20 protein-coding genes are annotated in these 22,011 nt (G+C 64.7%); 16 read left to right on the forward strand and 4 right to left on the reverse strand.

Annotated features, from left to right (window positions below; genetic code table 11):
• Window position 1 precedes the first annotated feature (1 nt).
• From iscX to CAG41_RS03795, 12 genes are all read left to right on the forward strand, one after another.
• Window positions 2-202, forward strand: a complete 201-nt coding sequence (gene iscX / locus CAG41_RS03740) for a Fe-S cluster assembly protein IscX (RefSeq protein ID WP_085641070.1) — start codon at window positions 2-4, stop codon at window positions 200-202.
• Between the two features lie 88 nt (window positions 203-290).
• Entirely contained in the window at window positions 291-716 is a 426-nt protein-coding gene (gene ndk, locus CAG41_RS03745) for a nucleoside-diphosphate kinase (protein ID WP_003227894.1), read from the forward strand.
• A 29-nt stretch (window positions 717-745) separates the two neighbouring features.
• Window positions 746-1,894, forward strand: coding sequence for a 23S rRNA (adenine(2503)-C(2))-methyltransferase RlmN (gene rlmN, locus CAG41_RS03750; protein WP_085586644.1), 1,149 nt, complete (start codon window positions 746-748; stop codon window positions 1,892-1,894).
• A 12-nt stretch (window positions 1,895-1,906) separates the two neighbouring features.
• On the forward strand, window positions 1,907-2,665 hold the full coding sequence (pilW, locus tag CAG41_RS03755) for a type IV pilus biogenesis/stability protein PilW (RefSeq protein WP_085586645.1): 759 nt from the start codon (window positions 1,907-1,909) through the stop codon (window positions 2,663-2,665).
• Window positions 2,665-3,723, forward strand: coding sequence for a RodZ family helix-turn-helix domain-containing protein (locus tag CAG41_RS03760; RefSeq protein WP_085634019.1), 1,059 nt, complete (start codon window positions 2,665-2,667; stop codon window positions 3,721-3,723). The genes pilW and CAG41_RS03760 overlap by 1 nt, the downstream gene beginning before the upstream one ends.
• 3 nt (window positions 3,724-3,726) lie before the next feature.
• Entirely contained in the window at window positions 3,727-4,836 is a 1,110-nt protein-coding gene (gene ispG, locus CAG41_RS03765) for a flavodoxin-dependent (E)-4-hydroxy-3-methylbut-2-enyl-diphosphate synthase (RefSeq protein ID WP_007956680.1), read from the forward strand.
• Window positions 4,837-4,858: 22 nt separating this feature from the next.
• Window positions 4,859-6,148, forward strand: a complete 1,290-nt coding sequence (gene hisS, locus CAG41_RS03770) for a histidine--tRNA ligase (protein WP_085586647.1) — start codon at window positions 4,859-4,861, stop codon at window positions 6,146-6,148.
• A 41-nt stretch (window positions 6,149-6,189) separates the two neighbouring features.
• Window positions 6,190-6,831, forward strand: a complete 642-nt coding sequence (locus CAG41_RS03775; protein WP_085586648.1) for a tetratricopeptide repeat protein — start codon at window positions 6,190-6,192, stop codon at window positions 6,829-6,831.
• Window positions 6,824-7,975 (forward strand): outer membrane protein assembly factor BamB, encoded by a 1,152-nt coding sequence (bamB, locus tag CAG41_RS03780; protein WP_085586649.1) that lies wholly within the window; start codon window positions 6,824-6,826, stop codon window positions 7,973-7,975. Before CAG41_RS03775 ends, bamB begins: the two co-directional genes overlap by 8 nt.
• Window positions 7,976-8,169: 194 nt before the next feature.
• Window positions 8,170-9,642, forward strand: a complete 1,473-nt coding sequence (gene der, locus CAG41_RS03785; protein ID WP_085586650.1) for a ribosome biogenesis GTPase Der — start codon at window positions 8,170-8,172, stop codon at window positions 9,640-9,642.
• A gap of 134 nt (window positions 9,643-9,776) precedes the next feature.
• Complete coding sequence (locus CAG41_RS03790) at window positions 9,777-10,925, forward strand: pyridoxal phosphate-dependent aminotransferase (RefSeq protein ID WP_085586651.1); 1,149 nt, start codon at window positions 9,777-9,779, stop codon at window positions 10,923-10,925.
• Window positions 10,913-11,704 (forward strand): amidohydrolase, encoded by a 792-nt coding sequence (locus CAG41_RS03795; protein WP_085586669.1) that lies wholly within the window; start codon window positions 10,913-10,915, stop codon window positions 11,702-11,704. The genes CAG41_RS03790 and CAG41_RS03795 overlap by 13 nt, the downstream gene beginning before the upstream one ends.
• A gap of 80 nt (window positions 11,705-11,784) precedes the next feature.
• Here the strand turns inward: CAG41_RS03795 and leuA are convergent, their stop codons facing one another.
• From leuA to CAG41_RS03820, 4 genes are all read right to left on the reverse strand, one after another.
• Entirely contained in the window at window positions 11,785-13,464 is a 1,680-nt protein-coding gene (gene leuA / locus CAG41_RS03800) for a 2-isopropylmalate synthase (RefSeq protein WP_085586652.1), read from the reverse strand.
• A 486-nt stretch (window positions 13,465-13,950) separates the two neighbouring features.
• Complete coding sequence (locus CAG41_RS03810; RefSeq protein ID WP_085586653.1) at window positions 13,951-14,772, reverse strand: peptidoglycan DD-metalloendopeptidase family protein; 822 nt, start codon at window positions 14,770-14,772, stop codon at window positions 13,951-13,953.
• Window positions 14,773-14,775: 3 nt separating this feature from the next.
• Complete coding sequence (xseA, locus tag CAG41_RS03815; RefSeq protein WP_085586654.1) at window positions 14,776-16,155, reverse strand: exodeoxyribonuclease VII large subunit; 1,380 nt, start codon at window positions 16,153-16,155, stop codon at window positions 14,776-14,778.
• Window positions 16,156-16,235: 80 nt separating this feature from the next.
• The gene (locus tag CAG41_RS03820) at window positions 16,236-17,168 is read right to left on the reverse strand and encodes a LysR family transcriptional regulator (protein ID WP_085655965.1); all 933 of its coding nucleotides are present in this window, start codon (window positions 17,166-17,168) and stop codon (window positions 16,236-16,238) included.
• A 101-nt stretch (window positions 17,169-17,269) separates the two neighbouring features.
• Here CAG41_RS03820 and CAG41_RS03825 point away from each other — a divergent pair, with 101 nt between their 5' ends.
• The 4 genes from CAG41_RS03825 (at window position 17,270) to guaA (ending at window position 22,008) form a co-directional block, all read left to right on the forward strand.
• On the forward strand, window positions 17,270-18,037 hold the full coding sequence (locus CAG41_RS03825) for a sulfite exporter TauE/SafE family protein (RefSeq protein ID WP_085586656.1): 768 nt from the start codon (window positions 17,270-17,272) through the stop codon (window positions 18,035-18,037).
• A gap of 163 nt (window positions 18,038-18,200) precedes the next feature.
• On the forward strand, window positions 18,201-18,749 hold the full coding sequence (locus CAG41_RS03830; RefSeq protein ID WP_085586657.1) for a sugar ABC transporter ATPase: 549 nt from the start codon (window positions 18,201-18,203) through the stop codon (window positions 18,747-18,749).
• A 115-nt stretch (window positions 18,750-18,864) separates the two neighbouring features.
• Window positions 18,865-20,334: an IMP dehydrogenase gene (gene guaB, locus CAG41_RS03835; RefSeq protein ID WP_085586658.1), complete on the forward strand. Its 1,470-nt coding sequence runs from the start codon at window positions 18,865-18,867 to the stop codon at window positions 20,332-20,334.
• A gap of 96 nt (window positions 20,335-20,430) precedes the next feature.
• Window positions 20,431-22,008 carry a glutamine-hydrolyzing GMP synthase gene (gene guaA, locus CAG41_RS03840; protein WP_085586659.1) on the forward strand — a complete coding sequence of 526 codons (1,578 nt, stop codon included), beginning with the start codon at window positions 20,431-20,433 and terminating at the stop codon, window positions 22,006-22,008.
• Window positions 22,009-22,011: the final 3 nt, after the last annotated feature.

Genomic DNA, 22,011 nt, shown 5'->3' on the forward strand with positions numbered 1-22,011 from the left:
CATGAGCTACGGCTGGAATGATGTTCAACGCATTGCAGAGGAGCTGGCCGAGGCCCATCCGGGCGTCGATCCGTACTCTGTCAATTTCGTCGACTTGAAAGAATGGATCATGGCGCTGCCGGATTTCGACAACAACTCGGGCCGTGTGGGCGAGAAAGTGTTGGAAGCGGTTCAGAAGCTCTGGGCCGACGAGTTAGACTGATCGTCCTCGCAGGTTAGGCAATACCCAAGAACCCGCGTATAATTCGCGGGTTTAATTTTTCGCAAATTACTGTTTCTGGAGTTACACCATGGCTGTTCAACGTACTTTCTCCATCATCAAGCCTGACGCCGTTGCAAAAGGCGCTGCCGGCGAAATCGTTACCCGTTTCGAAAAGGCCGGTCTGAAAGTGGTTGCCTCGAAAATGAAGCAACTGTCCAAAGCCGAAGCCGAAGGCTTCTACGCTGAGCACAAAGAGCGCGGTTTCTTCGGTGACCTGGTTGCTTTCATGATCTCCGGTCCAGTGGTCGTTCAGGTTCTGGAAGGCGAAAACGCCATCGCTCGCAACCGTGAGCTGATGGGCGCCACCAACCCTAAAGAAGCTGCTGCCGGCACCATCCGCGCTGACTTCGCCGAGTCGATCGACGCCAACGCCGTTCACGGTTCGGACTCCGAAGCCGCTGCCGCTCGCGAAATCTCGTACTTCTTCGCAGCTACCGAAGTAACCACTCGCTAAGCATCGGCTTAAAGAGTGAAGGTGAATCCATGACGACATCGACTGCTAAAACCAACCTGCTGGGTCTGACCCAGCCGGAAATGGAAAAATTCTTCGACTCAATCGGGGAGAAGCGTTTCCGTGCCGGTCAGGTTATGAAATGGATTCACCACTTTGGCGTGGATGATTTCGATGCCATGACGAACGTCGGCAAGGCCTTGCGCGAAAAGCTCAAGGCCGTTGCCGAAATTCGTGGTCCCGAAGTGGTCAGCGAGGACATCTCCAGCGACGGCACCCGCAAGTGGGTGGTGCGCGTGGCGTCCGGCAGCTGCGTCGAGACCGTGTACATTCCCCAGGGCAAGCGCGGCACCCTCTGCGTTTCGTCCCAGGCAGGCTGTGCCCTGGACTGCAGTTTCTGCTCCACCGGCAAGCAAGGCTTCAACAGCAACCTCACCGCCGCCGAAGTCATCGGCCAGGTGTGGATCGCGAACAAATCCTTCGGCAGCGTTCCGGCCACCATCGACCGCGCCATCACCAACGTGGTGATGATGGGCATGGGCGAACCGCTGCTGAACTTCGACAACGTCGTGGCCGCCATGCATCTGATGATGGATGACCTGGGCTACGGGATCTCCAAGCGCCGCGTGACCCTGTCCACGTCGGGTGTGGTGCCGATGATCGATGAGCTGGCCAAGCACATCGACGTGTCCCTGGCGTTGTCCCTGCACGCACCGAACGACGCTCTGCGTAACCAGTTGGTGCCGATCAACAAGAAATACCCGCTCAAGATGCTGCTCGACTCCTGTGTGCGCTACATGTCCGCCCTCGGCGAGAAGCGTGTGCTGACCATCGAGTACACCTTGCTCAAGGACGTCAACGACAAGCTCGAGCATGCGGTCGAGATGATCGAGCTGCTCAAGGACATCCCCTGCAAGATCAACCTGATCCCGTTCAACCCCTTCCCGCATTCCGGGTACGAGCGGCCGAGCAACAACGCCATCCGCCGGTTCCAGGATCAGCTTCACCACGCAGGCTTCAACGTCACCGTGCGCACCACCCGTGGTGAGGACATCGACGCCGCCTGCGGTCAATTGGTAGGACAGGTGCTGGATCGCACCCGTCGCAGCGAACGCTACATCGCGGTGCGCGAATTGAGCGCCGACGGCGATCTGGCGCAGAACGCCGCGAACACTCACTAAGAGAGGATCTCTATGTCCCTGCGCTTCGCGCTGCTGTTGCTGTTGGCCAGCCTCTGTGCTGGCTGTGTCCTGTCGGGCGACTACAACCCGATGAAGACCAGCAAGGGCCGCGACGAGGCGCGGGCTGCCTACGTGCAGTTGGGGCTGGGTTATTTGCAACAGGGTATGACCGAGCGGGCCAAGGTGCCGCTGAAGAAGGCCCTGGAGCTGGACGGTTCGGATGCCGACGCCAATGCCGCCCTGGCGCTGGTGTTCCAGGCCGAGCTGGAGCCCCAGCTGGCCGACGAGCACTTTCGCAAGGCGCTGTCCGCCCGTCCCGCCGATGCCCGGATCCTCAACAACTACGGCAGTTTTCTCTACGAGCAGCAGCGTTACAAGGACGCCTACGAGCGATTTGAACAGGCAGCCGCCGATACCCTGTATCCTGAGCGTTCCCGGGTCTTCGAGAACCTCGGCATGACCGCGGCGAAGCTCGGCCAGCGCGACCTGGCGCAGCAACAGCTGGAAAAGGCGCTGCGCCTGAACCGTCAACAGCCGCGCGCGTTGCTGGAAATGGCTGAGTTGTCCTTCGAAGACAGGCATTATGTGCCCGCGCGAGACTATTACGACCGTTACAGCCAGTTGTCCGAGCAGAACGCACGCAGCCTGCTGCTCGGCGTGCGCCTGGCGAAAGTGTTTGAAGATCGCGACAAGGCCGCCAGTTACGGCCTGCAACTAAAACGACTCTATCCCGGTACGCCGGAATATCAGCAATACCTGTCGGAGCAATGATGAAAGCGGCGCATCCCGAAGTTGTAGCAGCGACTCGCGTTAACCCCGGTGAGACCTTGCGCCAGGCCCGCGAAAGCAATGGCTGGTCGCTGGCCGAAGTGGCCCTCAAGCTCAACCTCACCGTGACTTCCCTGAGCAACCTGGAGGCCGGTGCGTTCGACAAGCTGCCGGGGCATACCTTCGCTCGCGGCTACATTCGCGCCTACGCCAAATTGCTCGGCATGGATCAGGCTGTCCTGGTCCAGCAGTTCGACCAGTCCACCGGCACCGACTCCCAGGGCAGCAACGTGCACAGCCTGGGGCGGATCGAGGAGCCGGTGCGGGTTTCCCACACCATCTTGCGCATCGTCAGCCTGTTGCTGCTGATCGCGGTCATCGGCGGTGGTTTCGTCTGGTGGCAAGACCAGACCTCGCTGCGCACCAAGGATCTGATCGGCCTGGCGCCGGAGCACGTCGAAGTCGAAGGCGCCGACGGCACCACCCAGATCCACCCGATCGACGAGCCTGAAGACCAGGCCGTCGAAGAGGGCCAGGCCGAGGCTTCCGCCCCGCTGGCGCTGCCGCAGGGCGAAACCGCCGCTGAAACCGCCGCAGAAGCGACCGGCACCGAAGCGGCCGCTGCGCAGACTGCGCCGGCAGCGCCTGCCCCGACTGCAACGCCTGCCGCCCCGGTTCACACGCCGGCACCTGTCGTCGCCGCGCCTGCCCCTGTTGCTCCGGCCGCCCCTGCGCCAGCCGTTGTCGCCCCGGCGGCTCCGGTCGTCCAGGCGCCTGCGCCGGTTGCGGCACCAGCCGCCCCGGCCGCCCCGGTGGCCGGCCAGGGCCAGGTTCAGGTGCAGTTCACCGCCGATTGCTGGACACAGGTCACCGACGGCAGCGGCAAGGTGCTGTTCAGCGGGCTGAAGCGCAAGGGCGACAGCCTGTCGGTCGCCGGCAAGCCTCCGTTCGCGGTGCGCCTGGGCTATGCCCGCGGCGCTCAGGTCAGCTACAACGGCCAGGCGGTCGATGTGGCTCCGTTCACCAGTGGCGAGACCGCTCGCCTGAAGTTGGGTCAATAAGTCATGCACGGCGAATCTCCAATCAAACGGCGCGAATCGCGCAAGATCTGGGTCGGCAACGTGCCGGTGGGCGGCGATGCGCCCATCGCTGTGCAGAGCATGACCAACAGCGACACCAATGACGTCGCCGCCACCGTCGCCCAGATCAACCGTCTGGAAGCCGCTGGCGTCGACATCGTGCGGGTGTCGGTGCCGGACATGGACGCCGCCGAGGCGTTCGGCAAGATCAAGCAACTGGTCAAGGTGCCGCTGGTGGCGGACATCCACTTCGACTACAAGATCGCGCTGCGAGTGGCCGAGCTGGGCGTCGATTGCCTGCGGATCAACCCGGGCAACATCGGTCGCGAAGACCGCGTGCGTGCGGTGGTCGACGCGGCCCGCGACCGCGGCATCCCGATCCGCATCGGCGTCAACGCCGGCTCCCTGGAAAAGGACCTGCAGAAGAAGTACGGCGAGCCGACCCCGGCCGCGCTGGTCGAATCCGCCCTGCGCCACGTCGAGCACCTCGAGCGCCTGAACTTCCAGGACTTCAAGGTCAGCGTGAAGGCCTCCGACGTGTTCATGGCCGTCGAAGCCTACCGCCTGCTGGCCAAGGAAATCGTCCAGCCGCTGCACCTGGGCATCACCGAAGCCGGTGGATTGCGCTCGGGCACGGTGAAATCCGCCGTGGGCCTCGGTATGCTGCTCGCCGAAGGGATCGGCGATACCATCCGCATCTCGCTGGCGGCCGACCCGGTCGAGGAAGTGAAAGTCGGTTACGACATCCTCAAGTCCTTGCATTTGCGTTCCCGAGGCATCAACTTCATCGCCTGCCCGAGCTGCTCGCGGCAGAACTTCGACGTGGTCAAGACCATGAACGAGCTGGAAGGGCGCCTCGAAGACCTGCTGGTGCCGCTGGATGTCGCGGTGATCGGCTGCGTGGTCAACGGCCCAGGCGAAGCCAAGGAAGCCCATATCGGCTTGACCGGCGGCACGCCCAACCTGATTTACATCGACGGCAAGCCGTCGCAGAAACTGACGAACGACAATCTGGTGGACGAGCTGGAAAAGCTGATCCGCGAGAAGGCGGCCGAGAAGGTCGAAGCCGACGCAGCGGTCATCGCGCGCGGCTGATCGAACGAATTAAGGAATCTTTGTGAGCAAGTCTCTGCAAGCCATCCGTGGCATGAACGACATCCTGCCCGAGCAGACCCCGGTATGGCGCTATTTCGAAGGCACCGTTTCGCGTCTGCTGGACAACTACGGCTACCGCCAGATCCGCATGCCGATCGTCGAGTTCACCGAGCTGTTCAAACGCTCGATCGGCGAAGTGACCGACATCGTCGAAAAAGAGATGTACACCTTCGAGGACCGTAACGGCGACTCCCTGACCCTGCGTCCGGAAGGCACCGCCGCCTGCGTGCGCGCTGTGCTCGAGCACGGCATCACCGGGGGCGGCCAGGTGCAGAAGCTGTGGTACATCGGCCCGATGTTCCGTCACGAGCGTCCGCAGAAAGGCCGTTACCGCCAGTTCCACCAGATCGGCCTGGAAGTGTTCAACCTCGACGGCCCGGACATCGACGCCGAACTGATCGTGCTGACCTGGCGCCTGTGGGGCGAGCTGGGCATCCGCGATGCGGTCAAGCTTGAGCTCAACAGCCTGGGCACCAGCGAGTCCCGCGCCCGTTACCGCGATGCGCTGGTCGAGTACCTCTCGGCGCACCACGACAAACTGGACGAAGACAGCCAGCGCCGCCTCAAGACCAACCCGCTGCGCGTGCTCGACACCAAGAACGCCGACACCCAGGCCGTGCTGGTCGGTGCGCCGAAGATGGCGGACTACCTGGACGACGAATCCCGCGCGCACTTCGAAGGCCTGAAGGCCCGTCTGGATGCCGTCGGCATTCCGTACGTGCTCAATCCGAAGCTGGTCCGCGGTCTCGACTACTACAGCAAGACCGTGTTCGAGTGGGTCACCGACAAGCTGGGCGCCCAGGGCACCGTGTGCGCGGGCGGCCGTTACGACGGCCTGGTCGAGCAGATGGGCGGCAAGCCGACCGCAGGCGTCGGTTTCGCCATGGGCATCGAGCGTCTGGTGCTGCTGCTGGAAACCCTGGAGCAGATCCCGGAAGAGATTTCCCGCCAGGTGGACGTCTACCTCTGCGCCTTCGGCGAAGAGGCCGAACTGGCCGGTCTGGCCCTGGCCGAGCGCGTGCGTGACGCGCTGCCGAACCTGCGTCTGCAGGTCAACGCCGGCGCCGGCAGCTTCAAGAGCCAGTTCAAGAAGGCCGACAAGAGCGGCGCGCTGTTCGCGCTGATCCTCGGCGACGACGAAATGGCCCAGCGCACCGTCGGCGTCAAACCCCTGCGTGGCCAGGGCGAACAACAAAACATCGGCTGGGACGCGCTCGCTGCGCACCTGGCCACCTGCGTCGTGCAGGGTTGAAGCTGTCAAACAGCCGAATTAGCGATCAAAGGAGTATTGGGGTGTCGAGTACCGAAGACGAACAGTTGGCGGATTTGAAGGACTGGTGGGCACGCAACGGCAAACCTCTGGTCACCGGCGGCCTGTTGGCGCTGGTCATCGTGTTCGGCTGGCAGGCTTTTCACAAGTACCAGAGCAACCAGGCGCAAGGCGCTTCGGTGCTCTATCAGCAATTGCTGGAAACCACGCTGACCCCTGACGGCAAGCCTGACGCCGCCCGCGTCACGGATCTGGCCGGCAAGCTCAACAGCGAATTCGGCGGCAGCGCCTATGCGCAGTACGGCAGCCTGTTCGTGGCCAAGGTGGCCGTCGACAGCGGCAAGCTGGACGACGCGGCGACCGAGCTCAAGGCCATCATCGACAAGCCGGCCAACCCGGCGCTGGGCGAAATCGCCCGTCAGCGCATGGCGCAGGTGCTGGGTGCGCAGAACAAGGCCGACGAAGCCCTGAAGCTGCTCGAAGGCGACGCCGACAAGGCGTTCCTCGCCACCCGCGAAGAACTCAAGGGCGACCTGCTGGTGCAGCTGGGCCGTACCGACGAAGCGAACGCGGCGTATCAAAAGGCCAAGGCGGCGCTGTCGGACGAGGCAGCGGTCGGTGGCCTTCAAATCAAGCTGGACGACCTGGCCAAAGGGGATGCGTGACGTGATCGGTTGGAAGCATGCAGCAGTGCTGGCTCTGGCCATTCTGGCCGCGGGTTGCAGCAGCAACAGCAAAAAGGAACTGCCACCGGCCGAACTGACCGACTTCAAAGAGGAAGTGGTCCTGCACAAGCAGTGGAGCCGCTCGATCGGTGACGGTCAGGGCGAAACCTACAACATGCTGGTGCCGGCGATCGACGGCGACAGCATCTACGCCGCCGACGTGACCGGCATCGTGATGGGCCTGGACCGCAGCAACGGCGACGTGAAGTGGAAAAAGGACCTTGAGCTGCCGGTGTCCGGCGCCGTGGGCGTGGGTTACGGCCTGGTGCTGATCGGCACGCTGCGTGGTGAAGTCGTCGCGCTCGACGCCATCAACGGCGAAGAGAAGTGGCGTTCACGGGTCAACAGCGAAGTCCTCGCGCCGCCGGCCAACAACGGCGACGTGGTGGTGGTGCAGACCCAGGACGACCGTCTGATCGGCCTGGACGCGTCCACCGGCAACCAGCGCTGGGTATATGACAGCACCCCGGCCGTGCTGACCCTGCGCGGCACCAGCGCGCCGATCGTCACCAACCGCCTGGCGGTGGCTGGCCTGTCGACCGGCAAGGTGGTCGCGGTGGATATCTCCAACGGCGTGCCGGTGTGGGAGCAGCGCATCGCGATCCCGCAGGGCCGTTCCGAACTGGAGCGTGTGGTCGACATCGACGGCGGCCTGCTGCTGTCCGGCGGCACCCTGTACGTCGCCAGCTACCAGGGCCGCGTCGCGGCGCTGGACCTGGAGAGCGGCCGTCAGCTGTGGCAGCGCGACGCGTCGAGCTACGCGGGCCTTGCCCAAGGCTTCGGCAGCGTCTACGTGAGCCTGTCCTCGGGCACCGTCGAAGGCGTCGACGAGCGTTCCACCACCGCGCTGTGGAGCAACGATTCGCTGGCCCGCCGTCAACTGTCGGCCCCGGAAGTGTTCTCCAGCTACGTGGCGGTCGGTGACCTGGAAGGTTACCTGCACCTGCTGAGCCAGGTGGACGGCCGTTTCGTGGGCCGTGAGCGCATCGACAGCGACGGCCTGCGCGCACGTCCGCTGGTGGTGGGCGATACGATCTACGTGTATGGCAACAGCGGCAAACTGGAAGCCCTGACCATCAAGTAACAACTATGCTTGGGGAGTTCCCCAAGCGGCTTCACCTGTGGGAGCGGGCTTGCCCGCGAAGGGCGTCAACGATGACGCGTGCCGCTTTTGCGGTGCGTTTCTTCGCCGACAGCCCCCCGCAGAGCAGCCCCGAGCACCAGCCGCTGCCACGCAGCGGCTTTTGTATTTTCTGAAATAACGCAGTGGAGAGCCGCATGGTTCCCGTAATCGCCCTGGTGGGCCGACCGAACGTCGGCAAGTCCACCTTGTTCAACCGCCTGACCCGGACCCGCGACGCCATCGTCGGCGACCTGTCCGGTCTGACCCGTGATCGCCAGTACGGTGAGGCCAAGTGGCAAGGGCGCTCCTACATTCTGATCGACACCGGCGGCATCTCCGGTGACGAGTACGGCATGGACGAAAAGATGGCCGAGCAGTCGCTGCTGGCCATCGAAGAAGCGGATGTCGTCCTGTTCCTGGTGGACGCCAAGGCCGGCTTCACCGCCGCCGACCAGATGATCGCCGAGCACCTGCGCAAGCGTAACAAGCGTTCCTTCGTGGTCGCCAACAAGGTCGACAACATCGACCCGGAAATGGCCCGCGCCGAATTCGCCCCGATGGGCATGGGCGACGCCATCCCGATCGCCGGTGCCCACGGCCGCGGCATCACCCAGCTGCTGGAGATCGCCCTGGGCGACTTCCCCAAGGATGATGACGAGCCGCAGGAAGGCGAAGAGGACGAAGAGGTCGCCGAAGGCGAGGAAGCCAAGCGCATTCCTGGCCCGAGCGAGAAGGACGGCATCAAGATCGCCATCATCGGTCGCCCGAACGTCGGCAAGTCGACCCTGGTCAACCGCATGCTCGGCGAAGAGCGCGTGATCGTCTACGACCAGCCCGGCACCACCCGCGACAGCATCTACATTCCCTTCGAGCGCAATGAAGAGAAGTACACGCTGATCGACACCGCCGGTGTGCGCAAGCGCGGCAAGATCCACGAGGAAGTCGAGAAGTTCTCCGTGGTGAAGACCCTGCAGGCGATCAAGGACGCCAACGTGGTGATCTTCGTGATGGACGCCCGCGAAGGCGTGGTCGACCACGACCTCAACCTGCTGGGCTTCGCCCTCGAGGCGGGCCGTGCGATGGTGATCGCGCTCAACAAGTGGGACGGCATGACCCCGGGCGAGCGTGACTACGTGAAGACCGAGCTGGAACGCCGGCTGTTCTTCGTCGACTTCGCCGACATCCACTTCATCTCGGCGCTGCACGGCACCGGCGTGGGCAACCTCTACGGTTCGGTGCAGAACTCGTTCAAGTCGGCGGTCACCCGCTGGCCGACCAGCCGCCTGACCCAGATCCTCGAAGACGCGGTCAGCGAGCACCAGCCGCCAATGGTCAACGGTCGCCGGATCAAGCTGCGCTATGCCCACCTGGGCGGTGCGAACCCGCCGCTGATCGTGATCCACGGCAACCAGATCGAGAAAGTGCCGAAGTCGTACGTGCGCTACCTGGAGAACACCTACCGCCGTGTGCTGAAGCTGGTCGGTACGCCGATCCGCATCGAGTTCAAGGGCGGCGAGAACCCGTACGAAGGCAACAAGAACACGCTGACCGACCGCCAGGTCAACAAGAAGCGTCGCTTGATGTCGCACCACAAGAAAGCCGAGAAGAAGCGCCGCGACAAGCGCTGATCCAAGGCTTGCGGCTCCCCTTGGGGAGTTCCGGGAAGGGCGCCGTTTGGCGCCCTTTTTCATGGGCGGCGGATGGGCTATCCTCGGGCACTCCCGCGCCGACGTCAGAGCCGGGTGCAGAGCAGGGAACCTTGATGATCACCAGCAAGCTGCCGAATGTCGGCATCACCATCTTCACGCAGATGTCTCAGCTCGCGGCGCAGACCGGAGCGATCAACCTGTCCCAGGGTTTTCCCGATTTCGACGGCCCCGAGGCGCTGCGCGATGCCGTCGGGCGGCACATCGCCAGCGGCCATAACCAGTATTCGCCGATGACCGGCCTGCCGGCGCTGCGCCAGCAGATCGCGGCGAAGATCGCCCGCAGCTACGGCGCCAGCGTGGATGCCGACAACGAAGTGACGGTCACCCCCGGCGCGACCCAGGCGATCTTCTGCGCCATCCAGGCGGTCATCCGCAGCGGCGATGAAGTCATCGTGTTCGACCCGGCCTACGACAGCTACGAGCCGGCGGTGGAGCTGGCCGGCGGCCGTTGCGTGCACGTGCAGCTCGCCCTGGACGATTTCGCCATCGATTTCGACCGGCTCAGCGCCGCCATCGGCCCGCGCACGCGGATGATCATCCTCAACACCCCGCACAACCCCAGCGGAGCCCTGATCAGCCGCGCCGAGCTCGACCGGTTGGCCGAACTGATCCGCGACCGCGACATCTATGTGATCAGCGACGAAGTCTACGAGCACCTGGTGTACGACGGCGTGGCCCACGTCAGCGTGCTGGCCCACGAAGAGCTGTATCAGCGTGCGTTCGTGGTCAGCTCGTTCGGCAAGACCTATCACGTCACCGGCTGGAAGACCGGCTACGTCGTGGCGCCGCCGGCCCTGAGCGCCGAGCTGCGCAAGGTGCACCAGTACGTCAGCTTCTGCGGGGTCACGCCTTTGCAGTACGCCTTGGCCGACTACATGGCCGCGCACCCTGAGCACGTCGAAGAACTGCCGGCGTTCTACCAGGCCAAGCGCGACCTGTTCTGCGATCTGCTGGCGCCTTCGCGGTTCCGGTTCACCCGGGTGGCCGGCACCTATTTCCAACTGGTCGACTACTCGCAGATCCGTCCCGACCTGAACGACGTCGAGATGGCGATGTGGATGACCCGCGAGCATGGCGTGGCCAGCATCCCGGTGTCGGTGTTCTGCCAGCATCCACCGCAAGGCCAGCGCCTGGTGCGCCTGTGCTTCGCCAAACGCGAGGAGACGCTGCGCGAAGCGGCGGCAAAACTATGCGTGATCTGAGTGCGTTGCCGAATCTTGATGTGGCGTTGATCCAGACCAGCCTGGCCTGGCACGACCGGCAGGCCAACTTGGAGCATTTCGAGGTGCTGCTGGAGCAGGCCCGTGGGGCTGACCTGGTGATCCTGCCGGAGATGTTCACCACCGGGTTCTCCATGGCGTCCGAGACGCTGGCCGAAGCCGAGAACGGTCCGACCAGCAAATGGCTGCGGGCCCAGGCGGCGAAGCTGGAGGCCGTGGTCACCGGCAGCGTGATCATCCAGGCCGCCGACGGCAGCCACCGCAACCGCTTGCTGTGGGCGCGGCCGGACGGCGAGGTGCTGCATTACGACAAGCGCCATCTGTTCCGCATGGCCGGCGAGCACAACCACTACACGCCGGGCGAGCGGCAGGTGCAGTTCGAGCTCAAGGGCTGGCGCGTGCGCCCGCTGATCTGCTACGACCTGCGTTTCCCGGTGTGGAGCCGCGACGCCCAGGACACCGACCTGCTGCTGTACACCGCCAACTGGCCGGGTGCCCGTCGGCAGCACTGGAACCGCCTGCTGCCGGCGCGGGCCATCGAGAACCTGTGCTACGTGGCGGCGGTCAACCGCATCGGCACCGACGGCAAGGGTTTCGCCTACACCGGCGACAGCCAGGTGCTGGACTTCCAGGGCGAAACCCTGCTGGCGGCGGGGGAGGCGGACGGCGTGTTCCGGGTCGTGCTGGAGGCGGCGCCGCTGTCCGCCTACCGTGAGCGCTTCCCGGCGAACCTGGATGCGGACACGTTCGAGTTCACGTGAGGTGGCCAACGTAAAACCATCCGGCAAAAAGAAAGGCCCCAGGGTTCACACCCTGGGGCCTTTTGCATGGCGGCGGCCGGTTATGCGGCTTTCGCTTCCGGCTGGCTCAGGGAGCGGTTCAGCGCGCTGAACAGGGCCTTGAAGCTGGCGGTGGTGATGTTTTCATCGATGCCCACGCCGTGCACCGCACGTTCGCCGTTCACCCGCAGCTCGATGTAGGCCGCTGCCTTGGCGTTGGTGCCCGCGCCGATGGCGTGTTCGTTGTAGTCCATGATCTCCACCGGAATCGGCAGGCCGGCCACCAGCGCTTCGAGCGCGCCGTTGCCCTTGCCGCGCCAGTGCAGGTTGGTCTCGCCCTGGCCCTTGCTCGCCACTTCCACTTCGACGGCGCTGTGGCCGTTCTCTTCCTGCAGGCGATGGCTGACCAGCGCGTACGGGGTGTTGGCCTGCAGGTACTCGGTGTGGAGCAGCGCGTGGATCTGCTGGGCGGTCATCTCCAGGCCCAGGCGGTCGGTCTCGCGCTGCACGACCTGGCTGAACTCGATCTGCATGCGGCGCGGCAGGCTGATGCCGTATTCCTGCTCCAGCAGGTAGGCGATGCCGCCCTTGCCCGACTGGCTGTTGACGCGGATCACCGCCTCGTAGCTGCGGCCGATGTCGGCCGGGTCGATCGGCAGGTACGGCACTTCCCACAGGGCGTCGGATTTCTGCTGGGCGAAGCCCTTGCGGATCGCGTCCTGGTGGGAGCCGGAGAACGCGGTGTGCACCAGGTCGCCGACGTACGGGTGACGCGGGTGCACCTGGATCTGGTTGCACTCCTCGACGACCTTGCGCACGCCGTCGATGTCGGAGAAGTCCAGCTCAGGGTCGACGCCCTGGGTGTACATGTTCAGGGCCACGGTGACGAGGTCGACGTTGCCGGTGCGCTCGCCGTTGCCGAACAGGCAGCCTTCGACGCGGTCGGCGCCGGCCATCAGGCCCAGCTCGGTGGCGGCCACGCCGGTGCCGCGGTCGTTGTGGGTGTGCAGGCTGATGATCACGCTGTCACGGCGATTGATGTGACGGCCGAACCACTCGATCTGGTCGGCGTACACGTTCGGGGTCGCGCACTCGACGGTGGCCGGCAGGTTGAGGATCATCTTGCGCTCAGGCGTCGGGTTCCAGACCTCGATCACCGCGTCGCAGACTTCCTTGGCGAACTCAAGCTCGGTGGCGCTGAAGGTTTCCGGCGAGTACTCGAACGTCCACTCGGTTTCCGGCTGCTGCGCGGCGTACTTGACGAACAGCTTGGCGGCGTTGACCGCGATGGCCTTGATGCCGTCCTTGTCCTGGTTGAACACGATGCGGCGGAACGACGGCGAGGTGGCGTTGTACAGGTGAACGATGGCTTTCTTCGCCCCGCGCAGGGACTCGAAGGTGCGCTCGATCAGGTCTTCGCGGCCCTGGGTGAGCACCTGGATGGTGGTGTCGTCCGGGATGTGGCCGTCTTCGATCAGGGTGCGCACGAAGTCGAAGTCGGTCTGCGAGGCGGCCGGGAACGAGGCCTCGATTTCCTTCACGCCCACTTGCACGAGGGTTTTCCAGAAGCGCAGCTTTTTCGCCGAGTCCATCGGTTCGATCAGCGACTGGTTGCCGTCACGCAGGTCGGAGCTGCACCAGATCGGCGCGGCGTCGATGGTCTTCGACGGCCAGGTGCGGTCCGGCAGGTTGATCACGGGAAATGCGCGGTATTTCGAAGACGGGTCTTTGAGCATGCTCATCGGGAAATTCCTTATTGTCTGGGCCGAAAAGAGGCGGCCTGCCGGTGGAACGAATGTTCGGAGAGAAGCAGAGACGAGGCGCAGCGATTCAGCCCGGCAGTCGTGCGCTGACGAGGCACAGGCTGCGGTGCTGGCGAAGCTGAATAAGGGTGTGAGAGGTTTTCATGTCCTCAACCCTAACCGCGAGGGGGGAGGATGGCAAGCAGTCGGAAAAATTTGAGAGGAATACTCGGAAAACGGGGATTCGCGAGATTTTATTGTGCTGGGTGGCGCTGAATTTCTGAATGATTGCGCACTGTTTTGGGTCGGCGCAATTGGCGGATACGGGCTTGTGGGGATGAAAAGCGCCGGTCTTTCCGGGGTGTTGCGCTGATGTTCAGGTCGCCATCGCCAGCAGGCCGGCACCCACAAGGGACTGTGCCATGGCACGGATTTCCCGTGGGAGCCAGCCTGCTGGCGATGAGGGCGGTCGCTGCGAGCGCCGGCTCAGGGCTGGAACGCGCCGATGAAGATCGCCGGATCCACTCGCGCATCGTTCAGGCTGACGTTCCAGTGCATGTGCGGCCCGGTCGCCCGGCCGGTGGCGCCGACCTTGCCCACGACGGCCCCGCGGGCCAGTTGCTGGCCGTTGGTCACGTCGATCTTCGACATGTGGCAGAACATGCTGATGAAGCCCTGGCCATGGTCGACGAACACCGTGTTGCCGTTAAAGAAGTAATTGCCGATCAGGATCACCTTGCCCGCCGCCGGGGTCTTGATCGGGGTGCCGGCCGGCACCGCGAAATCCAGGCCCGCATGGGGGTTGCGCTCTTCGCCGTTGAAGAAGCGGCGCACGCCGAACTTGCTCGACAGCGGACCGTTGACGGGTTTGTCCAGCAGCAGGTTGCTCGGCGTGTTCGGGCTGAAGCTGCGGTAGGCCTTGATCTGTTCGGCCAGTTCGCCCTCGATGCGTTTGAGGTTGGCCGGGTTCGGGTTGACCTGCTGGGTGTTCTTCAGGGTGATGTGCTGTTCCGGGTATTTCTTGCTGCCCACCGTGAAGTTCAGGCTGCGGCCGGCGCTGTTGACCTGCTGCACGCCCGGCTTGACCGTCAGCGGTACGCCGACGATGGCCAGCCAGTTGTTCTGTTCCTTGACCACCAGCACCGGTTTTCCCTGGTACGTGGCTTTGGGCGCCTGGGCGGCGCTGCCCAGGTCGATCACCGCCACGCCGCCCGGCACCGGTTTGTTCAAAAGCCTTGTGATGTAGCTGTCGGCGTGGGCGTTGAAGGTCAGGCACAGCAACAGCAGCGGAGCGAGGAAGCGCGGCATGGATCAGTCCAGTAAAGAAAGGGTGACAGGCGTCAGGTGATTGTCCTCGACGCGCACGTGCAGTTCGCCTTCGCCGAGCCTGGCCTTGAGGCGTTGGCCGTTCTGCGTCTGCGCGGCGCTGCGGATCGCGTTGCCGCGCTCGTCCAGCAGGATGCTGTAGCCCCGGCCGAGCGTGGCCAGCGGGCTGACCACGTGCAGGGTCTGCATCTGGCTATGCAGCTGCTGGCGCCGGCTCTTCAGGCCTTCGCGCATGGCCCGGGGCAGGCGTTCGGCGAGGCTGTCCAGGCGCTGGCGCAGCAGGGCCAGCTGGCGTCCCGGGTGTTGTCCGGCGAGGCGAGTCTCCAGGCGCAGCAGGCGTTCGCGGCGGGTGTTCAAATGGCGCTCGAAGGCCCGGCGCAGGCGCATGTCCAGGTCGTCCAGGCGTTGGGCCTGCTGGCGCAGGCGTTCGCCGGGATGGCGCAGGCGGCGGGTCATGCCTTCCAGGCGCAAGCGGTCGCGCATCAGCCGGTCGCGCATGCGCATCACCAGGCGCCGGTGCAGGCTTTCGACCTGGCGGATCAGGTGCCCGGAATCCGGGGCGAGCAGTTCGGCGGCGGCGGAGGGCGTGGGCGCGCGCACGTCGGCCACGAAGTCGCTGATCGACACGTCGGTCTCATGGCCGACGGCGCTGACGATCGGCGTCACGCAGGCATCCACGGCGCGTGCCACGGCTTCTTCGTTGAAGCACCAGAGGTCTTCCAGCGAACCGCCGCCCCGGGCCAGGATCAACGCGTCGAAGCCCCGGGCGTCCGCCAGCTTCAGGGCGCGGACGATCTGCGCGGTGGCCTCGCGGCCCTGCACGGCGGTGGGGACCAGCGTCAGTTGCACTTGAGGCGCGCGGCGGCGGAACACGCTGATGATGTCGCGGATCACCGCGCCGGTCGGCGAACTGATGATGCCGATGCGCTGCGGGTGCGCCGGCAGCGGCACTTTGCGTTCGGCGCTGAACAGGCCTTCGGCGCTGAGCTTTTCCTTCAGCGCGTCGAAGGCCAGGCGCAGGGCGCCGTCGCCCGCCGGCTCCACGGTATCGAGGATCAGCTGATAGTCGCCGCGGCCCTCGAACAGCGAGACCTTGCCGCGCACCTTGACCGCCAGGCCGTCCTTCAGCGCCTGGCGCACCCGCGCCGCGTTCTGGCGGAACAGCGCGCAGCGCACCTGGGCGCCGCTGTCCTTGAGGGTGAAATACACGTGGCCGGACGCCGGACGGGCCAGGTTGGAGATTTCGCCTTCGACCCAGATGTTGCTGAACACATCTTCGAGCAGCACGCGGGCGCGGCCGTTGAGCTGGGTGACGGTCAGGACTTCGCGGTCAAGGCCGAGCCTTGCAAAGGGATCTTTAATCATGGGGCGCAGTGTAAAGGCATTCGGTGGCGATTCTCCATGACTGCGCCCAAATCCCTTGTGGGGGCGATTGTTGCGCCCGGCTATACGGTGTCCTCTCTGGTGCCATCGCCAGCAGGCTGGCTCCCGCAGGATGCGGTGAAGGTTTCGATGAAGCGTCGGATCAGCGGTGGCGGATCCTGCCGGCAGGCCAGGGCGACGGTGCTTCGGCAGCCGGGGTCGGCCAAGGGCAGGAAGCGCACGCCCGGCGGGGCGATGGCCTGCATCGACTCCGGCAGCAGGGCGATGCCGAACCCGGCCTGGATCAGCTGCAGTTGCGTGGTCTTGCGCGACATCACCCGAGCCGCTTTCGGGAAAAAACCGTGGCGCATGCACAGGTCCGCACATAAATAGCTGAGCCCGCCGCGTTGCGGATGCGGGATCGAAATGAATGGCTCGTCCTTCAATTGCGCCAGGTCGATGGCCGAACCACTCTTGACCAGCCGATGGGTGTCCGGCGCCGCCAGCAGCAGGCGTTCGGTGAACAGCGGCAGCACCTGGACGCCTTCGCGCTGGCGCAGCACCGGCAAACGCAGCAGGCCGACATCGAGGCGGCCCTCGGCGAGTTCCTCAAGCTGCGCTTCGGAGGAGAGCTTGCCGATGTCCAGCGATACGCCGGGCAGTTGCCCGAGGAACACGCCGATGTCGTTGAGCAGCCCACCGCTGAGCGCAACGGTGCTGGAATGGCTCAGGCGCACCGTGCCGCGCCGGCCGGTGCCGACCTCGGTGGCCAGGGCGCTGGCCTTGTCTAGTTCGGCGAGCAGGTTGCGGGCCCGGGGCAGGAAGGCTTCGCCCGCCGCCGTGAGCCGGGGCTGGCGGGCGGTGCGTTCGAACAGCGGGGTGTGCAGGCGCTGCTCCATGTCCTTTATTTGCCGGCTCAGCGCCGATTGGGCGATGAACAGGCGTTCGGCGGCGGCGCTGAAGCTGCCGCAGTCGGCGATTTCCACGAAATAGCGCAGTTGACGGGTGGAGAGCACGAGGTATGCCTTTTCGAGATGGCTGGGTGGCTCAAGCGATATTAGTCGCAAGTCTCGCCGCTGGCTAAAGTCATCCCGGACTGACATGAGGAGGCGGACGGATGAGTGTGGCGGCGTTGTTGAGCGAATGGTCGTGGGGTGTCGGGGGCTGGGCCGCCATCGGCGCGGGGGTGGCGCTGGCGTATGTGGTCTTCGGCATCGCCGGTTTCGGCACGGCGCTGGTGGCGGGGCCGATCCTGATCCTGTTTATGCCGCTGTCCAAGATCGTGCCGTTGCTGGTGCTGCTCGACTTCGTCGCCGCGTTCGGCAATCTGTTGCCGTCGCGGCGGGAGGTGGCGAAACCGGAACTGCTGCGACTGCTGCCGTGCATGGCGGTGGGGTGCACGCTGGGGGTGATTTTCCTGCTCAACCTCAAGTCCGACCTGCTGTTGCTGATGATGGGGCTGTTCATCAGCGCGTATGCGGTCTACAGCCTGTGGATCAAGGCCCGGCCGACGCGGCTGGCCGCCGGCTGGGCGCTGCCGATGGGCACGGTGGGCGGGCTTTTCGGCGCGCTGTTCGGCAGCGGCGGGTTTCTGTATGCGATCTACCTCAACAGCCGGTTGCCCAAGGACGCCGCGCGGGCCACGCAGAGTGCGCTGATCAGTTGCAGCACGGTGGTGCGCTTGAGCCTGTTCGCCGTCGCCGGGGTGTATGCCGAGCTACCCTTGCTGATGCTCGCGCTGTGCCTGATGCCGGCCATGGCGTTGGGCTTGTGGTCCGGGCGGCGGCTGACCGCGCGCCTGTCCCGCGAGGCGTTCGTGCGGCTGGTGACCTGGCTGGTGCTGGCCAGCGGGGTTGCGCTGATCGGGCGTTACCTGGGCACTTGACCGCAGCGCGTCAGGGATTAAGCTGCCGGCCGCACTTCCTTGTGGGAGCGAGCCTGCTCGCGATAGCGCCCATTCAGTCGACACATCGCTGACTGGTGCGACGCCATCGCGAGCAGGCTCGCTCCTACAGGATGATCAACCGTATCCGCAGCAGGCTGGGCCCATGAACTCGCAAAGCATCCTCGTCCCGAAAATCTCCACCTTGCCGGTGCACGAGCCCCGCGCCCGGGCCATCTTGCGCTGGCTGGTGCGCAAGAACATCGTCGAGGAACAGTTGAGCACCTGCGCACGCACCGGCAACCGCATGGGCCATGCGATCGCCGAAGGCGCCCGCGAGGTGGTGCTGCATCCGGAGGCGCTGCCGTTCGGCGAGCCGGTCAACGGCCTGGAGATCATCGTCAAGCGCTGCATCTATACGCCGGCCAAGGGCTTCCTCGAAGAGGCCGGCTGCGCCGAGTGCCGCCAGGAGGTGGGCGAAGCGCTGTTCGAAAGCCTGGAAGACTGGATGCCCAACCGCACCGACAACTTCACCTGCCCCGAGTGCGGGCACGAAGACGACATCAACGGCTTTCTGTTCCTGCAGCCCTGCGCGTTCTCCAACCTGGGTTTCATCTTCAACAACTGGCTGGAGGCGGGGTTCAAGCAGAGCTTCATCGACGAATTCGCCGACTGGCTGGATCAGCCGGTGAGCTGGGTCAAAGTGGAGCTCTAGGCCCCGGGCTTTCCGTACATCAGCAACATTGATGTCAGGCGAGTTTTGCATTGAGCCCGGCGGGGTGTCTGAGTATAATGGCGCGCTTCCATTTTCCCGCCCGGGAGCCCCCGCGATGCTGCGTATCAGCCAAGAAGCTCTGACCTTCGACGACATTCTCCTAGTGCCCGGTTATTCCGAGGTGCTTCCCAACGAAGTCAGCCTGAAGACCCGCCTTACCCGTGGCATCGAGCTGAACATTCCTCTGGTTTCCGCCGCCATGGACACCGTCACTGAAGCCCGTCTGGCCATCGCCATGGCTCAGGAAGGCGGCATTGGCATCATCCACAAGAACATGACCATCGAGCAGCAGGCCGCCGAAGTGCGCAAGGTCAAGAAGTTCGAGGCCGGCGTGGTCAAGGATCCGATCACCATCGAGGCCGACGCCACCGTGCGTGACCTGTTCGAACTGACCCGCCAGCACAACATCTCCGGCGTGCCGGTGCTGCACGACGGCGACCTGGTCGGCATCGTCACCTCCCGCGACGTGCGCTTCGAGAACCGTCTGGACGTCAGCGTGCGCGAAGTGATGACGCCCAAAGAGCGTCTGGTCACCGTCCGCGAAGGCGCCGACAAGAACGAAGTCCGCGAGCTGCTGCACAAGCACCGCCTGGAAAAAGTCCTGATCGTCGACGACAAGTTCGCCCTCAAGGGCATGATGACCGTCAAGGACATCGAGAAGGCCAAGGCCTACCCGCTGGCCAGCAAGGACGACCAGGGTCGCCTGCGCGTCGGCGCGGCGGTCGGCACCGGCAAGGACACCGGCGAGCGTGTCGCCGCCCTGGTCAACGCCGGCGTTGACGTGGTGGTGGTCGACACCGCCCACGGTCATTCCAAAGGCGTGATCGACCGCGTTCGCTGGGTCAAGGAAAACTTCCCTGAAGTGCAGGTGATCGGCGGCAACATCGCCACCGGCGCCGCCGCCAAGGCCCTGGCCGAAGCCGGCGCCGACGCGGTCAAGGTCGGCATCGGCCCTGGCTCGATCTGCACCACCCGCATCGTCGCCGGTGTCGGCGTTCCGCAGATCAGCGCCATCGCCAACGTGGCCGCCGCCCTTGAAGGCACCGGCGTTCCGTTGATCGCCGACGGCGGCATCCGTTTCTCCGGCGACCTGTCCAAGGCCATCGTGGCCGGCGCGTCCTGCGTGATGATGGGCTCGATGTTCGCCGGTACCGAAGAGGCGCCGGGCGAGATCGAACTGTTCCAGGGCCGTTCCTACAAGGCTTACCGCGGCATGGGTTCGCTGGGCGCGATGGCCCAGGCCCAGGGTTCCTCCGACCGCTACTTCCAGGACTCCTCTGCCGGCGCCGAGAAACTGGTTCCGGAAGGCATCGAAGGCCGCGTGCCGTACAAGGGCACCCTGACCGCGATCATCCACCAGTTGATGGGCGGCCTGCGCTCCTCGATGGGCTACACCGGCAGCGCCAACATCGAAGAGATGCGCACCAAGCCTGAGTTCGTGCGGATCACCGGCGCCGGCATGGCCGAATCCCATGTCCACGACGTGCAGATCACCAAGGAAGCGCCAAACTACCGCGTAGGTTGAGCCTTCAAAATCGCTAAGCAACCGGGGCTGTTCATTCAGCCCCGAGTTGTTTCTGAATCACGACTGTTACTGATTGACTTAAGACGAGACTGAATCATGGCCCTCGATATTCACGCTCACCGCATCCTGATCCTCGACTTCGGTTCCCAGTACACCCAACTGATCGCCCGCCGCGTGCGCGAGATCGGCGTGTACTGCGAACTGCACCCGTTCGACATGGACGAAGATGCGATCCGCGAATTCGCCCCGAAGGGTGTCATCCTCGCCGGCGGCCCCGAGTCCGTGCACGTCGCCGACAGCCCACGCTGCCCGCAGGCCGTCTTCGACCTGGGCGTGCCGGTCTTCGGCATCTGCTACGGCATGCAGACCATGGCCGAGCAACTGGGCGGCAAGGTCGAAGGCTCCGAACTGCGTGAGTTCGGCTACGCCCGTGTCGACGTGGTCGGCAAGAGCCGCCTGCTCGACGGCATCGAAGACCACATTGACGCCGACGGCCTGTTCGGCCTCGACGTGTGGATGAGCCACGGCGACAAGGTCACCAAGATGCCGGAAGACTTCCACATCCTGGCCAGCACCCCGAGCTGCCCGATCGCCGGCATGTTCAACGACGAGCGCGCCTACTACGGCGTGCAGTTCCACCCGGAAGTGACCCACACCAAGCAGGGCGGCCGCATCCTGTCGCGCTTCGTCCTTGACATCTGCGGTTGCGAAGCCCTGTGGACGCCGTCGAAGATCGCCGAAGACGCCATCGCCAACATCCGTGCCCAGGTCGGCACCGACAACGTGCTGCTGGGCCTGTCCGGCGGCGTCGATTCCTCGGTAGTCGCCGCGCTGCTGCACAAGGCCATCGGCGACCAGCTGACCTGCGTGTTCGTCGACAACGGCCTGCTGCGCCTGCACGAAGGCGACCAGGTGATGGCCATGTTCGCCGAGAACATGGGCGTCAAGGTGATCCGCGCCAACGCCGAAGACCAGTTCCTGAACAACCTGGCCGGCGAAGCCGACCCTGAGAAGAAGCGCAAGATCATCGGCCGCACCTTCATCGACGTGTTCGATGCCGAGTCCTGCAAGCTGAACAACATCAAGTACCTCGCCCAGGGCACCATCTACCCGGACGTGATCGAGTCGGCCGGCGCCAAGAGCGGCAAGGCCCACGTGATCAAGTCGCACCACAACGTGGGCGGCCTGCCGGAAGAGATGAACCTGAAGCTGGTCGAGCCGCTGCGCGAACTGTTCAAGGACGAAGTCCGCCGTCTGGGCCTGGAGCTGGGCCTGCCGTACGACATGGTCTACCGTCACCCGTTCCCGGGCCCGGGCCTGGGCGTGCGCATCCTCGGCGAAGTGAAGAAGGAATACGCGGACCTGCTGCGCCGCGCCGACCACATCTTCATCGAGGAACTGCGCAAGGCCGACTGGTATCACAAGGTCAGCCAGGCGTTCGTGGTGTTCCAGCCGGTGAAATCGGTGGGCGTGGTCGGCGACGGCCGCCGTTACGCGTGGGTCGTGGCCCTGCGTGCCGTCGAGACCATCGACTTCATGACCGCCCGTTGGGCGCACCTGCCGTACGAGCTGCTGGAAACCGTTTCCGGCCGCATCATCAACGAGATCGAAGGCATCTCCCGCGTCACCTACGACGTGTCGAGCAAGCCGCCAGCCACCATCGAGTGGGAATGATCA

The organism is Pseudomonas sp. B35(2017), assembly GCF_002113645.1.
Taxonomy (GTDB): domain Bacteria; phylum Pseudomonadota; class Gammaproteobacteria; order Pseudomonadales; family Pseudomonadaceae; genus Aquipseudomonas; species Aquipseudomonas ekonensis.

Bases quoted from the DNA above. Each gene is read 5' to 3' on its own strand.
- iscX (WP_085641070.1), top strand. From the start codon at position 2: ATGAGCTACGGCTGGAATGATGTTCAACGCATTGCAGAGGAGCTGGCC.
- ndk (WP_003227894.1), top strand. From the start codon at position 291: ATGGCTGTTCAACGTACTTTCTCCATCATCAAGCCTGACGCCGTTGCA.
- rlmN (WP_085586644.1), top strand. From the start codon at position 746: ATGACGACATCGACTGCTAAAACCAACCTGCTGGGTCTGACCCAGCCG.
- pilW (WP_085586645.1), top strand. From the start codon at position 1,907: ATGTCCCTGCGCTTCGCGCTGCTGTTGCTGTTGGCCAGCCTCTGTGCT.
- CAG41_RS03760 (WP_085634019.1), top strand. From the start codon at position 2,665: ATGAAAGCGGCGCATCCCGAAGTTGTAGCAGCGACTCGCGTTAACCCC.
- ispG (WP_007956680.1), top strand. From the start codon at position 3,727: ATGCACGGCGAATCTCCAATCAAACGGCGCGAATCGCGCAAGATCTGG.
- bamB (WP_085586649.1), top strand. From the start codon at position 6,824: ATGCGTGACGTGATCGGTTGGAAGCATGCAGCAGTGCTGGCTCTGGCC.
- der (WP_085586650.1), top strand. From the start codon at position 8,170: ATGGTTCCCGTAATCGCCCTGGTGGGCCGACCGAACGTCGGCAAGTCC.
- CAG41_RS03790 (WP_085586651.1), top strand. From the start codon at position 9,777: ATGATCACCAGCAAGCTGCCGAATGTCGGCATCACCATCTTCACGCAG.
- CAG41_RS03795 (WP_085586669.1), top strand. From the start codon at position 10,913: ATGCGTGATCTGAGTGCGTTGCCGAATCTTGATGTGGCGTTGATCCAG.
- leuA (WP_085586652.1), bottom strand. From the start codon at position 13,464: ATGAGCATGCTCAAAGACCCGTCTTCGAAATACCGCGCATTTCCCGTG.
- CAG41_RS03810 (WP_085586653.1), bottom strand. From the start codon at position 14,772: ATGCCGCGCTTCCTCGCTCCGCTGCTGTTGCTGTGCCTGACCTTCAAC.
- xseA (WP_085586654.1), bottom strand. From the start codon at position 16,155: ATGATTAAAGATCCCTTTGCAAGGCTCGGCCTTGACCGCGAAGTCCTG.
- CAG41_RS03825 (WP_085586656.1), top strand. From the start codon at position 17,270: ATGAGTGTGGCGGCGTTGTTGAGCGAATGGTCGTGGGGTGTCGGGGGC.
- CAG41_RS03830 (WP_085586657.1), top strand. From the start codon at position 18,201: ATGAACTCGCAAAGCATCCTCGTCCCGAAAATCTCCACCTTGCCGGTG.
- guaB (WP_085586658.1), top strand. From the start codon at position 18,865: ATGCTGCGTATCAGCCAAGAAGCTCTGACCTTCGACGACATTCTCCTA.
- guaA (WP_085586659.1), top strand. From the start codon at position 20,431: ATGGCCCTCGATATTCACGCTCACCGCATCCTGATCCTCGACTTCGGT.